The organism is Pseudoalteromonas luteoviolacea DSM 6061 (assembly GCF_001625655.1).
Lineage (GTDB): Bacteria > Pseudomonadota > Gammaproteobacteria > Enterobacterales > Alteromonadaceae > Pseudoalteromonas > Pseudoalteromonas luteoviolacea.
In genome coordinates, this window is record NZ_AUYB01000091.1 from 1 (window position 1) to 14,813 (window position 14,813).

Here is a 14,813-nt window from a genome sequence, read left to right on the forward strand (position 1 = left end):
TTTTCCTATTTTAGTTAATAGAAAATTCTACTTATGAACTGTTTCATTTTTTGGGGGAGTTACAGTGGTCGTCAACAGAAAGCCAAGCTTCCATTAAGTCACTTTGGGAATAACCTGAGTAGTCTATTTTTCTCTTCATATAGTTTAGATAAATGGGTCTTTGTGAGCATTCTAACTTAATTTTAAAAAGTTATTGAGCGGGGACCAGAAGAGCTGGGTATTTTTAATATAAATTGGGTTGTGTGAGGAAAGCCAATTGGGGAGCCGATTGAACGGCTCCCAAATAATCCGTTTATAGCTGCCAAGTAATGGTCGCACGGATGTCTCTACCTGGTTCGGCTACACCAGTATCGATTGGGCCAAGTGCGGCATAAGTGGCATGGTCATAGTAAAACTTATCAAAGATATTTTTGACTGCAACGTCAAGTTTTACTTTTTCATTCTCCGTAACATACCATGTGGCTTTCAAGTCATGTACGCTGTAGCCCGCTTTTTCGGGGAGTTGTGTATTATCCCACACATAGGTACCTGAGTTGTTTAGCCTCTTAACAAGGCGAGCTTGCCAAGCGACTTCAAGTGAATCCGTAAGTGAGTAGTCTAAGCCTAAAGTTAATGTATCACCCACTGAGGTACCAATTGACCAATCCTGATCTGAAATTGGCGTGCCGGCCAGTGCTGGGTTGATATGGGTTTTCCATTCAGGCCTGCTGCTGTTGAAAGCAAAAGATACCGACGCACGTTCAAAACTATAACGGCCATTAATATTAAAACCTTTGTTTTCTAAGTCACCAACATTAGAGAACAAGTAAGGAGACTGAGTTTCCAAGTTCTTCGCAGTAGACACCGCATCGTCGATTGTTGACTGGAAAACATCTGCTTGGATTACTAAGTTATCTCCAAGATATTTAAATCCGATTTCGACGTTTTCGGCCACTTCTTTGCGCATGTTTTTATCGTTGTCATAATAGCCAAGTACAAACAACTCTTTTACTTTTTGGCCGCGAATTGCTTTGGCGTATCCTGTGCTAACAGAGAACTCTGGCGTAATTTCATATGTCAGATTTAAATTTGGACTGAAGCCACTTGAATCAAAGTTTTGTTTATCATCATCGGTAAGTTCGTATTTGTCGTATCGAACACCCGCACTGATTTGGAACTGCTTTGTTACCTGAAAGTAGTCTTGAATGTAAAGACCATAAACTTCGCCTTCTTCTACACCAGATAACTCATAAACTAAGCCTTGATCTTCGAGCATTGCTTCATCACTGCGATAGTCTACACCCGCAACGATTTTATGATTGTCAAAAACAGCGGTATTTCTCGCGTCAAAGCCTGTAGAGTCATACTCGGCGAAATAAGTGTTTTGCGCGATATTCCCCGCTCTATCTTTACCTTTAGGGTGAGTGTGAGTGATAGAGTTTTGCGTTCTATAGGCACTGACTTCAAGATCGATAAGATCGCCTTTCGGGTTATAGTAGTAATTAAGCGTGCTGGTCGTACGTTCGCTTTCTTGGGCCAGCGGAAAATTTTTCTTGCTTGGGTGCCAGTGTGCACGTAACAGACGGGTGCCATCGTCATGACGTACATCATGGCTAAAGCTAAACGATTGTGTACCAGATAGGTCGCCACTTATTTTGGCAAATCCCACTTCCTGCTCGGATGCAGAGTAGGGAATATCATTGCCTTGGCCGTCTTCCATATCTTTGGTATCACGTTTTATCAGTGACAATAGTACGTCAATATCGTCTGTTGCTCTGCCATATAGCGTTGAGCTCGCCTTGAAGCCATCGCTGTTGCCGTAATAACCAAGTTTGAAAAGCGCGCCAAATCTTTCCTCAGATGAAAGAAGGTCATCAGCGCTCTTTGTTTTAAATCTCAATGCACCACCCAAGGCGCCAGAGCCTGAGGTCGCATCACCTGCACCCGCAACAACATCAACTTGTTTCAATAGCTCAGGTTCGATAGATAAACGCCCTTGGTGGTGGAATAAATACCCTGCTTGAAGCGCGCCGTCTATGCTGACATTGAGCATGGTATCTTCTAAGCCTCGCACATAGATCTTTTGTGCAATGGGGTTTGAGCCACCAACCGAAACTTGTGGAAGAGATCTAAAAATATCCGCCAAGTCGTTGGCTTGAAGCTGGGTAAGATCAGTTTGGTCGATGATCATGTCGGCGTCAGAAACTTTACCATGTACTTCTATGACTTCGATTTTTTGCTGTTGATCGTCTGCAAGAACGATTGGTGAGCTTACTGTGGCGCATGCGATGGCAAGCGCTAATGCTGAGCGAGAGAAACCAAACTGCATTGGCGTGTTCCTTTATCTTGAATGAAAATAGTTATCAATACGATGCGTATTATTCATGAAATTGATGGAAACCAAAGTACTTTTACAACTGTTACATTTGCGGTGACAATTGAATGAGCAAGGTGGGTCGCATTTCACAAAATGGCTCATGAGATAGTTAGTGCGAGCTATCGTTAAATGCAACTTCAGTGATTAAAGCTTTATATAAATACATAGCCCTTCGTCGGGTATATTACGCGCAAAAATACTGCCATGGATCCGCTCCATCTGCCTTTTGCAAAGCGCTAACCCGAGGCCGAATGAGTGGCTATCAGGTTGAGTATGAGAATACCCATGACTGCGATAAAATGGTTGAAATATACACTCCAACTCACCCTCGGGGACGCCAGGACCATCGTCCCATATTTTGAGTTGATGATCGAGGTACTCAACCGTAATTTGATGATTTGCATAGCGGCTTGCGTTTCGCAGTACATTTTCAATTACTTGACCCAGTACTCTGGCATCTGAGCAAACTTCTTCAGAGTCTGGCAGGTGTAAATTGAGTTTGATGTGTGGTGCCTCAAATTTGACTTCATCGGCTATGCACTCAATTAAATCGACCAAGTCGAAGGGCGTATTATCCGTGTCTGCATTGGCACAGAGCCTCTCGTTTTCGAGCCAGGTTAAGGTCAGGGTATTTTCCGCGAGCTCTCTCATTATGGCGGTATTTTTTGCAACACGTTCGAGCATTTCAGGCTCTGAAAGGCCAGATTTGTGGCAATCTATTGCTGTTTCAATACGTGCTATTGGTGTACGTATTTCATGGGAAAAATCAGCAATGAATTGTCGTTGAGAGCGAATGGTGTTTGCTGTGCAATCGGCCATTTTGTCAAATGTTGCTGCGATTTTTTGAAATTCTGAATCCCTGCTGGAGATTCGATTGCCAATTCTGCTATCTAAATTACCGTCAGCAAAGGCACGTGTCGTTTGTTCTAATTGTTTTAGTGGTTGCATAATCGCGCGATATAGAACCAAACAGATACCAGCTAAGACAAACAGTGGGATCCCAAATTGTAGAAGTACATATGTGGCCTGCCAATAATTTCCTGGTCGCATGCTATTTGGCAGCTGAATAATAAAATGCGTCCCATCCTGCGCAAAAGGGATGTCCATTACTGGATTACGAGGAAAATACAGGTGAATTTTCCAGCTTACATCTCGCCCCAAGCTAAATTCATCTAGGTAATATTGTTTGAGTTGTGTATCTGCAAGTGGTTTTAAATCCCGTTGTACAATAGCAGCCCAAGTATTATGTTCTTTCTCGACTTGTTTAACGAATTCAGCCAGTGCTGCTATATCACCTGTTAAATATATCTGCTCGGCTTGTTTGCCAATCTCGAGGAGCTTTTGTTGATCTTCGGCCTTAATTTGGCTCATTCGAAACTCAGCATGATTAACTAGGTAATCGATCACACCGAAAAGGATAATAGAACCCACAATGACCAGCGCGCACAGACGCAAAAAATAGGAAGCGTTAATATGGAACATGCAGTTTGTAGCCTTTTCCATGAACTGTGCTGATTGATTCTGCACTCAGCCCAACTGCAACTAGCTTTTTGCGTAAGCGACTCAGGTGCATATCGAGACTTCGGTCGTAGCGGCTAAATTGGCGCTCCAAAACACATTGATATAAAAAGGCTTTACTGAGGGTTTCCTTGTGGTTTTGTGCTAATTGCCAAAGTAATTTAAATTGAATCGCGGTAATGTCTAATAATTCAGATTTGAAAAAAGCCTGTTGTTGCTGCCTGTCTAAGTGAAGATCTGAGAGCGTAATTTTAAAAGGGGTTTTGGCTTGCGTATGTAATGCATGTACTCGCCTTAAAATAGCTTCAATTCGTAGTACTAACTCATCAAGGTTAAAGGGTTTTGACAAATAATCATCTGCACCTAAGCTCAGCCCCTTTATACGTTCTTGTTCAGCACCGCAAGCTGAAAGAATTAATACAGGAGTTTGTTTTACTTTCCTTAACTGGGCTAGGATTTCATACCCCTCCATGGTTGGCAGCCTGATATCTAAGATTATCAAGTCATATTCGATGGCTAATGCTTGGCTAAGTCCTTGCTCTCCATCATGAATGCAGTCTACTTCATAGCCTAGAGTGCTAAGTAGCGCGCACACTTGCTGATTGAGAGTAATGTCATCTTCTACGACTAATATACGGTTGTTCACTAGCTAAGGTCTTTTAAAATGAGAATGATTGTATTTTATAGCCATTGTTCTTGTCTTTACAATAGTGACATGGTGAAGGAGTAAGTAGATTTTCGTAGTATGAAATTATTTCAAACCTTAGGGCTGCTGTGGTTGTGAATTGTGTTGTAGCAGTGAGTTAATTGGTTGCTATTTAGTGCTTGTTTGCGCTTGAAAATACAGTCTCTGATACAACAACATTAAGGAATGACACATGTTAAGGTTACTTTCACTGAAGTTATCTACGCTGATACTTTTATTGAGTATGAGTGGTATCTTTGTTTCTCCATTCGCTGTGGGTAAAAACTACCAAGCGACGCATCATGCCATTGTTTATGAAGGTAGGGTGAGTAAAGACTATGGTAAAGGACAGGTAGAATTCAACTGGCCTGGTACACAACTCAAAACAAAATTAGTTGGTAAATCGTTGAAGATGACCATGGCAGGATATGGTGATCAATTCGATGTTCTTGTGGATGGTAAATTGCACAAGCGCTTGTTAACTAACCCAAATGGTAATTTTGAAGAGCATACGGTTTTCGAGCAAATTGAGTCCAAACAAGTTGAGATAGAAATCGTCAAACGTTGGGAAAATTACAGCAATAACAGTAAGGTATTAAGTTTTAGTGCCGATGGTCGCATCGAGGGAATTTGGCAACAACAGCCCCATATACTTTTTATCGGTGATTCTATCAGCGCAGGGTTTGGCAGTGAATCAACTAAGCGCCAATGTACATGGACTGAAATTGTTAACAGTAGCAATGCGCGACTGGCATTTCCTTACCTGACTGCCACTCAATTAGATGCGAGTTTTACACAAGTATCATACTCAGGGCTTGGGCTCATTCGCAATTGGAGTGGCAATGACAGTCACCATGACTTGCGCACATATTATGATAAAGTTTCGGCGGTTTTTGGAGACCATCAGGGTTATGAAGACACGCATCCAGATCTAATTATTTTAGAAGTGGGCACGAATGACTTTAGTACGGATCCGCAGCCACATGAACCTTGGGAAAATATTCAAGAAGTAAAAGCACATTGGATAGATACTATGGTGGAATTCACCAATGCACTTCGTTATCGCTATCCTAATGCGCCGATTGTGTACATGCCAAGGCCTGCGTACCCTTACGATTTTATTATTCCGGCTACATTAGAAGCAAAATCCAGATTGGAAGAGGTCGGGGTTGATGCGTTGTATTCCCATACATTTATCTCGCCACTTGAAGGATGCATATGGCACCCGACGAGTGCGGAGCACATGGATATAGCGACTAAGCTGAGCAAGTTTATCAATCAGCACGATCTACTCAATTAACAATTTAAATTATTCTGGCCAACGCCTCTAAAAGCGTATAGTGGTTTTGGCCAGCTGTGATTATGTAGTGTTAAATACTGAGCTGAATTCAATTGATAAAGTCAGGTAAAGGTTTATCAAAGTGTATTTGGCCAGCATTTATTGCATCGGAATATACTGTAATTAAGTTGAGTTTTTGCGAGTCTGAAAGGTGATTAAAATTAGACATCATTTCTAATGCGTTTGACTCATCAAAATGACCAACAGCAATGCTAGATTCTAACGCACCCATTGAAAGTGAATATATTTCTTGTTGTTTTATCACTGCTTCATTGTTTTCTTCAATAGAGTCACTGACTTCAATGTACTCTGAGTTTTGAGCAGGTTTTAGCTGATTAATTGCAAGGGTGATTTGTTTCGTCTGCGCTTCGAGTTGTTGGGCGATCTCGGCTTGAATATATGCTTGAAGTAACTGCTGTGATGATGCATCTGACTCACTGCTATTCATCCATTGATTCGACGCAGGCACCGCCAGGGGTTGATGTACTGTGATTTGTTTCGGGCTGACACTGTTACAACCAGACCACAGGTGCAAAACCTGTAGTCCAGCTATAAACCCAACGCCCAAATATAAGCCTATTAATGAACGTTGCATAAAGAAATTACCGCTTCGCTTCGTACTTTGATGAATTGTCTACATAGACACTTGAACAAGTGCTTCCTGAAACACTAATGATCAAATATGAATCTGAAGTTGCGCCACGAAGTTGCTCTTTTCTGGTTTGATCAGTGGTATTACATGTTTTGATTACGCCAGATGAGTTTTTAGCAAAAATACTGACAAAGTTACCATAATCTGTGATTGACAATATTTGTCGGCTATCACTTGAATTTCTGGCTGTGCCCAAAGCACCTTTAATTGTAGTATTTGATACTTCAACATTTCCTGACTGCTTGTACCCAGCGTGTGCTGATACTGAAGCAACACAAATAACAGCACTTGCAAACAATTTGATCGCTAAAGATGTCAATTTCATAATTTACTTTTTCCTTAAAATATAATGTCGACTTGACGCTAATGACTGTACCTAAAAAACCTTTTATTCACAAGTGTGCATCATTTTATTAATTATAAATTTAATTTTGTAATGTTTTGCACGGGCGATTTGGAAGTCATGGTTGTATTTTGTGACGCTTTTATTGCCATGTTTTATGTTCTATGCCCATGGTTTTTTAGCTTGAGTCTAGCTTTTTGAGGTAAAAGCAAGGTTAATATGCTGGGAATCTGCGAGTCACGACATGACCTTTTTAGCAAAGGTTAGGAGACACTCTTGCTTTACACCAATAAGATTATGGCGCAAAGTGGCATCTGATTTGTGTTAAAAGCGGCAAATTTTTCTAAAGAAGCCTAATCTATCTTAAGGTAAAAAGGCGAATTGGTGTATGTTAGGTACTCTCTTTATCAAAGCGACCTTAGTTATTTAGCTAAAGATAAGCGTCAGTGGACGAAAGTTGAATATAACGGGATATTAAATTGTCATATTCCTGTTATCCGAATTACCTATGATGCATACAGTGAGCAATTTGAAAATAAGGAATAGTTGGCACTATGGCAGCGCAATACTATGAGAATAATGCGTTGAAACTGGCAAAAATATACCAGTCGCACTGTTTTGAATCATTACACGCAAATTGGTTAGCATATTTAGAGCCTTACTTAACGATAAAGGGCATGAGCTTTTTAGATATCGGAGCTGGCGCAGGAAGAGACGCAAAGTTCATCGTCGAAAATGTTGAGCAGGCGCAGGTTGTTGCGGTAGAACCAGTGAGTTCATTGAACCGTTTGGGCCAAGCTTATACACGAGATTTACCTATCAATTGGTACAGAGATGAGTTGCCCTGTCTATATGAAGTCAAAAAGCACTGCGAGCAGTTTGATGTCATTCTTGTAAGTTCAGTATTTAACTATTTAGATACTCATGCGTGTGTTCAAGCTTTACTGACAATTCGCTCTTTACTCAAACCTAAAGGCCTTTTAATTGTGAAGTTACGACATTGTGTGGACAAAGAAGAGCTAAGCAAAAGAGGGTTAACAAATGTCGACGCAGGTGAGTTTACAGCACGTGCAAAAGAAGCTGATTTAGTCTGCGAAAAAGTAACTGCCCTTGAGGACGACGCCCAAGGGAGAGTACACACGAAATGGCAAACTCTTTTATTTACGCCTATTTAGAAATACATCTTTACGAATAAGCTAAGGGCAGTTTTGCCTTTAGCTTATAGCCAAAATCTCTTTCCTGTTGCTCTGTGACCATACTTTTTTAGCGGCATCCTCTTTGCTCAACCAAATAAAGTCAGTATGTTCCTCGTCACACAAGGTGACTGGTGTGTTATTGGGTATACATATGCTGAACACATACTCAGTATTGATAAGCGCACCTTTAATATACCTGTGCCGCCATTGTGGCCTGATCTCATACTGATTTTGAGTATTGTGCTGCTTGATTTTCAAGTTGAGCGCTTTGGCGTCAATGCCTGTTTCTTCTTTTAGTTCCCTGTACGCTGTGTCTAAAGATAATTCTCCATGATCTATTCCCCCTGTCACTGATTGCCAAAAGTCGCTGTCATCTTTCCTTTGTAACAACAAAAACTCTTTATTTTCATTATATATAACAACAAGCACAGAAGCCGGTTGGCGTAACATAGTCATTCCTGATTATTTTAAAATTCAAGCACAGTGTATCAAATTGGTACGCTAACGCGTTGTTTTTCGATTAATTTGGAAAGTAAAAAATTGCAGGCAAAAAAAAGGCAGGCATAACGCCTGCCGAATCTCCAAAAGCAACAATTCGTGCCAAGGAAATACCCAATAAACCAACATCCTTATTAGTAAGCTCTACTTCTCGGGAGTTCTAGGAGGCACTTAAGTTTAAGTGTTGTCTCCAAAGGAACGACCTCATCCTACACTTATGTTTTTTATTTGTAAATACATTTAGGGTAAAAAAGTTCACATGTAATTTAAATGTATAAAATGTATACCGGTGTTTTCAATTTATGTTTTTTTTCATATTAAGCATTTTAAATTCATATCATACAAAAGGATAGAGCTATAATTTTTCAAGTTTAATTATTGTTTCTGTATTGGGTCTAATTGATGGTTGAGTTTAATTTCATGAAAATTAAGCTTTTTGTTTGGTGGGGTGTTTTGGGGATATTCCAGAGTTGGAATATAAATGTTAATAGAATGTTTTGTTATAAAGCGTTTTTACTTTTTCTGTCGAAGAGTAGCGTATTGTCTCCAAACCTGATCAAGCCGAAAAATCATGTCTGATTTTCTTGGAATAAACAGCTTTGTATACCATGCTTAGACGGGAGTTCTGTAGATTTTAATAATATGCTAGCAGCAATTTGGTTATCGGTCACAGTGGCACTGACGCCCAGTGAAATGTTTAAAACACTAAACCAACTTAAAGATTTAAACAGCAAAAACTCGCCACAAGCCGCCGATTTATTTCGGTCTATAGAGAGTAGGCTTCCTAGAAAACCAAGCAGAGGCTTGTATGAGCTATATCGCATTGGTTTAGAGTCTGGGGTGCGAGTCCAAGATACTGATCTTGTGAGTAGTGTCGTGACTGTGCTTGCTTCTAAGCCATGGCAAAGCATTACCGAGGGCGGTGAGCTTGATATCGTTACAGCCGTCGCCATTTATCATCGCCGTATCCATGATTATAGCCATGCTGAAGCTTTAAATGAGTGTGCTATTTCTTATGCAGCCAACCCCAAAGAGTTTGCAAGAGTTGCGAATAACATGGCCGTTGTTTATCGGTACAGCGGTCAACTAGCCAAAGCCAGTAAAATTTTGAAAGAGTCTTTATTACTTGCCGAAGACCGAGAAATTATTGCAAACATCAAAAACAATCTAGGCAACATATATTTTGATCAAGAAAAGTATCGTAATGCTCAGCTGATGTACAAGCGTGCATTCCGGTTTCATTCTGAAGTCGGGCAGTCGGGGTATGCTGCCGGTACTGGGCTTAATCTTTTGAACACACAAATATTTTTGCAAGACTGGCAGAGCTTTACAAGGTACAAAAGCTCTGTCGAAATGGAAATTGAGGCAAGCAATCTATCGGTATTCAAAAGCTTCTTTATTTGGCAACAACACCTTTTTGAAGTGACTCAAAAAGGTAAAGAGCTCAAATCGGAAGAAATAGCACAGTTAATTGATGCAATACCATTATTGCTAAAGAGTGAACTGGGACCTTCCCTCGAGTTTTATGCAAAGTTGCTAAACAACCAGTTACTGCATCAAGCTTTACAGAATCAACTTGAAAAGACACCAAATATCAGAGATATAAAAGCTCCTACAGGAAAAAGAGTGGAGTTAACAAAGTGGTGCTCTAATTCATCTGTGGCTAAAAAGTACTTTTCTGATTTTTAATTTTATTTGAATTTGGTTAAAAAAAGGTCAATACTTTAGTTTCCGTATCAGGAAAACTTGTAAAGGAAACTATAATGAAGTTAATAAAATCAATGTTGGCGATTTCTTCGCTAACCCTACCAATGCTCTCGCAAGCAGCTATTCCCTATCAAAACGAAGAGTACCAGTTTACCCAACCCAACGGCGAAGTACTCTCTGTTTTCCTCAATGGTAATACTTACTATGCAGAGCAGAGAACACAATCAGGCGCCTTATTGGTATTTGATAAAAGTCTAAAAGGTATGGCTTATGCCAAAGTAAGTGATGATGGTACCCACCTTGTGTCAACGGGAGAACTAGCATCAGAACTTCATACCACGCAGGGTAATTTGGTTCAGCTAAAAACGGTCAAGCAACAGGGCCTTTCCAAAGAGGCTATTGGCGCACTTGTTGAACAAAAGCAGCAAGAACTGATGCCTGCGTTAGAGAGTCCATTAATGACTCGTATGCAAACAAGTTCAGTAAATACGCAGATTAGTGGTCAAGTTAAAGGTCTGACAATCATCATCGATTTCCCAGATGAACGTGGTACCATAACTAAATCTCAAGTAGAACGTTTCTTAAATGAGAGAAACTATACTGAATTTGGTAACGCGCAGTCTGTTAGAGGCTATTTTTTGGAAGTGTCAGGTGAGAAGTTGGATTATACCAACACGGTAACTGCTTATTATACTGCCAAGAAAAACAAAGCGTATTACGCAGACTCCAGTCTTAGCTCTACTGTACGCTCTCAAGAGCTAATAAAAGAAGCGTTAGACTGGTTGGAATATCAGCAAGGTTTTAACTTCTCGACACTCACTACGAATGGTAGCGGTCAAATTCGTGGCCTAAATATATTTTATGCGGGTAACTCTGACAGTGCTTGGTCTAAGGGATTATGGCCTCATATGGCTAGATTGAGCCCGAGGTTTTGTGCTGACGGAGTGTGTACTGACAGATACCAGATCACCGATATGCGGGCGAGTTTGTCAATTGGTACATTCGTGCATGAATCAGGACATTTGATCACAAACTGGCCTGATCTATATGACTATGACGGCAGCTCTGAGGGATCTGTTGCTAGTTACGGTGTTATGGGGTTTGGTGCAATTGGGACCACCAATAAGTTTCGTCCAACACCGCCCGTTGCCCACTTCAGAGCAATTGCTGGCTGGGATACGGTTACAGAGCTAAACCCAGCTGTAAATGCAAATGCGCCAACTGGACGACTGAGCCATACTTCAGGTAGCCATGCATCTTACAAGTGGACAAACCCAAGCAACAGCAATGAGGCATTTTACATTGAAGCCATACATAAGTCTGGGCAGAACTTAGAGCAGCCAGGTCAGGGCCTTGCCATTTGGCATGTTGATAGCCGTGGTAACAACTCAAACGAGTGGTACCCATATATTCAAATGGAGCATGCGGATGGCAATCGTGACCCTGAATATGATCGCAATCGTGGTGACAGCACAGATCTGTATAACGTCAATGGCGAGTTCAATAGTGTTCTACCAAATGCATTAACATCGCGCGGTACCAATGCTTTGTGGTGGAATGGCAGCGATTCTGGTTTGTCGATTTCTGGTATTTCAGATCCCGCAAAAACCATTTCGTTTACGGTTGACTCTTCTGTTATTGAGCCACCTAAAGGTGACGTTTATAAAGGCACGTTATCAAATGGTGCACAACAGATCCAACCAAACGGCAGTTGGTTTCAATACGGTGGCGGTCAGATAAAGCTAGATCTGACGGGTCCAAACTCAGCTGACTTTGATCTTAAGCTTGAGCGTTGGCAGGGTGGAGCTTGGCAGCAAGTTGCTATTTCTGAGACTCCTACTTCTGTAGAGTCTATCTCTTATAATGCTACAAGTGGTTACTATCGCATTATTGTTTACTCATATTCAGGTGCTGGCGATTACACCTTAGTTGTGAACAAATAACCAGACAGAAAGCTCGCAATCAAATAGTGGATCTTGATAACCCATTATCCGGTCCACTTTGAGTAGTACATTACTCCCTAATACGCCACTTAATTTGTTGAAAATTCCCATCTCATTTATCTCCCTAATACATAAAGTTTGCACTTTTTCTACGTAAAACGTTTAGACAAAAGTTTACACGCAATTTCCCGCATTGGTATTAAACGAATGTGAAAGGTTAAAATTTAGTGAATTATTTGTTTGATCTGAAATTGAAAATCATTATCATTATTACCTGTATGAGGTACTTTTGGTATTCAAAGCACGCTTATACGTTAAATGATTAAGGAGTAATTATGTCTCGTAGATTTTTATTGACTGGCGCGACTGGTGTCGTGGGGCTCTCAATGATAGAGCTTTTATCACCCAATGATGAGATTGTTATTCTAGTTAATCAACGATCTTTCAAAGAGTTACCAGTTGGAGTAAGTCGCCAAATTAAAGGCGATATTCGTAAAGAAAAATTTGGATTAAACCCGGCGCAAATTAGCGAGTTAAATGACATAGAGTGTATTGTGCATAGCGCAGCACTGACTGACTTTACTGCTGATCCGCAAGTGTTGGCAGAGATCAATGTGGCAGGCTTAAAACATGCCATTGACTTGTCTGAACAGCTTGAAGTGCCGCTAATTCATATAAGCACAGCATTTGTGAAAGGGCGCAATGGCCATGATTTTAATAATTATGAACACAGTAAGCGCGAAGCCGAGGCTTGCCTTGGAGATAACATTACGGTGATCCGCCCATCTGTGATTATCGGTGACAGTGTTTCCGGACTGATGCCGAAAAAGCAAGGGATCCACAACATGCTGAAACTGGCAACGAAGGAAGTAATACCAATTGTACCCGGAGACGCGAGTACGCTTGTTGATGTTATTCCACGTGATATCGTCGCAAAGTGTATTTTGACCGTCGTTGATAAAAAGCTCAGTGGTGAGTTTTGGTTAACAGCAGGTGATTTAGCTAAAACACTAGGTGATCTATTAACGCTGGGCGAAGATGAAGAATTAAAGTCACTTTATCAAGTCAGCTTTAAAGCGCCTAAGTTAATGAGCCCTACCACCTTCGAAAGGTTAGTTAAGCCGGTATTTATGCCTGCACTACCCAAGCGTTTTAAGCGTATGTTTGAAGAAACTTCTATTTACCTTAAATATCTAGATATGTCTGAAGGCTTTCAATCTGATATTGGCCAATTATCTGAAGTGGCTGGAGAAAGTTTTGACTATGATATTCGCCACACGCTGGCAAAAAACTTGGCGGCATACGACCATCAACACCCTCTCATAGCCACGCTTGATGGAGCTATCTGACGTGAGAGAGCAAACATTAGAAATGCTTAAAGCACATAGCAACCGATCGAAAGCGCGACTGTCGAGCCTTATGAACTTACCGATTGAGCATGCTGCCCAAGGGGCTGAAATTACCGATGAGAAAGGTCAGGTTTACGTTGATTTTGGTGGGTTTGGTGTCTTTATTCTGGGGCACTGTCATCCTCAGGTTATATCTGCCGTAAAGGCGCAAGTCGACTGTATGCCAATGAGTTCTCGCACCTTGGTAAATCCCGTACTTGCTAGGGTCAGTAAAAAGCTCGTTGATATCTGTCCTGACTCGCTAGAGTATGTCTTTTTTACTAACTCAGGCGCCGAATCAACAGAGCTTGCTTTAAAGTTAGCGCGTGCCAATGGGTGTGACCACATTATTGCCGTCACAGGAAGCTATCATGGTAAGTCTTTGGGGGCGCTTTCTGTAACTCATAGAGATGAGTTTAGAGCACCTTTTATGCCACTGTTTAACAATGTGGAGTTTGTTGAACGAGACAATCTTGATGCTCTGCAAGCTGCCTTTGAGTGTTGTGAAGGTAAAGTTGCATTCATTGCTGAGCCCGTCCAGGGAGAGGGTGGCGTTTATACATTGAGTTATGAATTTTTGCATAAAGCAAAAGCTCTTTGCAGCCAATCACAAGGGCTATTTATTTGCGATGAAATTCAATCTGGATTAGCCAGAACGGGTTCCATGTGGGCTATAGACAAATTTGGCATCACGCCAGACGTGATGTTAGTGGGCAAGGGGCTCAGTGGTGGCGTGGTGCCTTGTGCAGCCGTTGTTGCTACAGAAGCTGCTTTTGCACCACTTAATCAAGATTTTATGCTCCATTCGAGTACCTTTGGAGGTTCTCCTGTGGCTTTGGCCGCTGCTGAAGCAACCATTGATGTGCTTATTCAAGATGAGGTTGCCGCGAGAGTGCAGATGCTCAGTGAGCAAATTGTGTCAACGCTATCGCAAATCATCGACAAATATAATCAAACACATCAAGCGCACATTTCAATACGTGCACAAGGGTTGTTGATTGGCATTGATGTGCAGACCCCTGCTCGGGCAGGACAGCTCACCTTGTCTCTACTTAATCAACGAGTATTGACGAGTCATTCATTAAGCAACGCTTCTACCGTGCGACTTACGCCTAGTGCTTACTTATCGGAAAAGCATTTAGCCCATTTATACGACGCGTTTGCCTGCGCCCTAGAAAAGATTTAAGG

General features: G+C 41.2%; 13 protein-coding genes. 7 read left to right on the forward strand and 6 right to left on the reverse strand.

The window, feature by feature from the left end; genetic code table 11:
• Positions 1–292: 292 nt before the first annotated feature.
• The 3 genes from N475_RS05860 to N475_RS05870 all read right to left on the reverse strand — a co-directional run bounded on the left by N475_RS05860 (position 293) and on the right by N475_RS05870 (position 4,520).
• Positions 293–2,308, reverse strand: coding sequence for a TonB-dependent receptor domain-containing protein (locus N475_RS05860; protein ID WP_063364838.1), 2,016 nt, complete (start codon positions 2,306–2,308; stop codon positions 293–295).
• Positions 2,309–2,500: 192 nt separating this feature from the next.
• Complete coding sequence (locus N475_RS05865; protein ID WP_063356085.1) at positions 2,501–3,838, reverse strand: HAMP domain-containing sensor histidine kinase; 1,338 nt, start codon at positions 3,836–3,838, stop codon at positions 2,501–2,503.
• Positions 3,825–4,520 (reverse strand): response regulator transcription factor, encoded by a 696-nt coding sequence (locus N475_RS05870; RefSeq protein WP_063364839.1) that lies wholly within the window; start codon positions 4,518–4,520, stop codon positions 3,825–3,827. The genes N475_RS05865 and N475_RS05870 overlap by 14 nt, the downstream gene beginning before the upstream one ends.
• A 232-nt stretch (positions 4,521–4,752) precedes the next feature.
• Between N475_RS05870 and N475_RS05875 the strand changes: the two genes are divergently transcribed.
• A complete protein-coding gene (locus tag N475_RS05875) occupies positions 4,753–5,859 on the forward strand; it encodes an SGNH/GDSL hydrolase family protein (RefSeq protein ID WP_063364840.1) in 1,107 nt (368 codons plus the stop codon).
• Positions 5,860–5,947: 88 nt separating this feature from the next.
• Here the strand turns inward: N475_RS05875 and N475_RS05880 are convergent, their stop codons facing one another.
• Together N475_RS05880 and N475_RS05885 are read right to left on the reverse strand one after the other, a co-directional pair.
• A complete protein-coding gene (locus N475_RS05880) occupies positions 5,948–6,493 on the reverse strand; it encodes a Mic19 family protein (RefSeq protein ID WP_063364841.1) in 546 nt (181 codons plus the stop codon).
• Between the two features lie 7 nt (positions 6,494–6,500).
• Positions 6,501–6,875 (reverse strand): hypothetical protein, encoded by a 375-nt coding sequence (locus N475_RS05885; RefSeq protein WP_063356089.1) that lies wholly within the window; start codon positions 6,873–6,875, stop codon positions 6,501–6,503.
• A 402-nt stretch (positions 6,876–7,277) separates the two neighbouring features.
• Between N475_RS05885 and N475_RS25365 the strand changes: the two genes are divergently transcribed.
• Together N475_RS25365 and N475_RS05890 are read left to right on the forward strand one after the other, a co-directional pair.
• Positions 7,278–7,439: a hypothetical protein gene (locus N475_RS25365; protein WP_155730851.1), complete on the forward strand. Its 162-nt coding sequence runs from the start codon at positions 7,278–7,280 to the stop codon at positions 7,437–7,439.
• A gap of 8 nt (positions 7,440–7,447) precedes the next feature.
• Positions 7,448–8,068, forward strand: a complete 621-nt coding sequence (locus tag N475_RS05890) for a class I SAM-dependent methyltransferase (protein WP_063356090.1) — start codon at positions 7,448–7,450, stop codon at positions 8,066–8,068.
• A gap of 39 nt (positions 8,069–8,107) precedes the next feature.
• On the opposite strand, the gene nudB is transcribed toward N475_RS05890, so the two are convergent.
• The gene (nudB, locus tag N475_RS05895; protein ID WP_063356091.1) at positions 8,108–8,545 is read right to left on the reverse strand and encodes a dihydroneopterin triphosphate diphosphatase; all 438 of its coding nucleotides are present in this window, start codon (positions 8,543–8,545) and stop codon (positions 8,108–8,110) included.
• Between the two features lie 684 nt (positions 8,546–9,229).
• Between nudB and N475_RS05900 the strand changes: the two genes are divergently transcribed.
• From N475_RS05900 to N475_RS05915, 4 genes are all read left to right on the forward strand, one after another.
• Positions 9,230–10,276, forward strand: a complete 1,047-nt coding sequence (locus N475_RS05900; RefSeq protein WP_063356092.1) for a tetratricopeptide repeat protein — start codon at positions 9,230–9,232, stop codon at positions 10,274–10,276.
• Between the two features lie 74 nt (positions 10,277–10,350).
• On the forward strand, positions 10,351–12,237 hold the full coding sequence (locus tag N475_RS05905; protein ID WP_063356093.1) for a M6 family metalloprotease domain-containing protein: 1,887 nt from the start codon (positions 10,351–10,353) through the stop codon (positions 12,235–12,237).
• A 335-nt stretch (positions 12,238–12,572) separates the two neighbouring features.
• Positions 12,573–13,586 (forward strand): SDR family oxidoreductase, encoded by a 1,014-nt coding sequence (locus N475_RS05910; RefSeq protein ID WP_063356094.1) that lies wholly within the window; start codon positions 12,573–12,575, stop codon positions 13,584–13,586.
• Position 13,587: 1 nt separating this feature from the next.
• A complete protein-coding gene (locus N475_RS05915; protein WP_162269585.1) occupies positions 13,588–14,811 on the forward strand; it encodes an aspartate aminotransferase family protein in 1,224 nt (407 codons plus the stop codon).
• Positions 14,812–14,813: the final 2 nt, after the last annotated feature.

Excerpts from the sequence above, each read along its gene's own strand:
- N475_RS05860 (WP_063364838.1), bottom strand. The coding sequence starts at position 2,308 with ATGCAGTTTGGTTTCTCTCGCTCAGCATTAGCGCTTGCCATCGCATGC.
- N475_RS05865 (WP_063356085.1), bottom strand. The coding sequence starts at position 3,838 with ATGTTCCATATTAACGCTTCCTATTTTTTGCGTCTGTGCGCGCTGGTC.
- N475_RS05875 (WP_063364840.1), top strand. The coding sequence starts at position 4,753 with ATGTTAAGGTTACTTTCACTGAAGTTATCTACGCTGATACTTTTATTG.
- N475_RS05880 (WP_063364841.1), bottom strand. The coding sequence starts at position 6,493 with ATGCAACGTTCATTAATAGGCTTATATTTGGGCGTTGGGTTTATAGCT.
- N475_RS05885 (WP_063356089.1), bottom strand. The coding sequence starts at position 6,875 with ATGAAATTGACATCTTTAGCGATCAAATTGTTTGCAAGTGCTGTTATT.
- N475_RS05890 (WP_063356090.1), top strand. The coding sequence starts at position 7,448 with ATGGCAGCGCAATACTATGAGAATAATGCGTTGAAACTGGCAAAAATA.
- nudB (WP_063356091.1), bottom strand. The coding sequence starts at position 8,545 with ATGACTATGTTACGCCAACCGGCTTCTGTGCTTGTTGTTATATATAAT.
- N475_RS05900 (WP_063356092.1), top strand. The coding sequence starts at position 9,230 with ATGCTAGCAGCAATTTGGTTATCGGTCACAGTGGCACTGACGCCCAGT.
- N475_RS05905 (WP_063356093.1), top strand. The coding sequence starts at position 10,351 with ATGAAGTTAATAAAATCAATGTTGGCGATTTCTTCGCTAACCCTACCA.
- N475_RS05910 (WP_063356094.1), top strand. The coding sequence starts at position 12,573 with ATGTCTCGTAGATTTTTATTGACTGGCGCGACTGGTGTCGTGGGGCTC.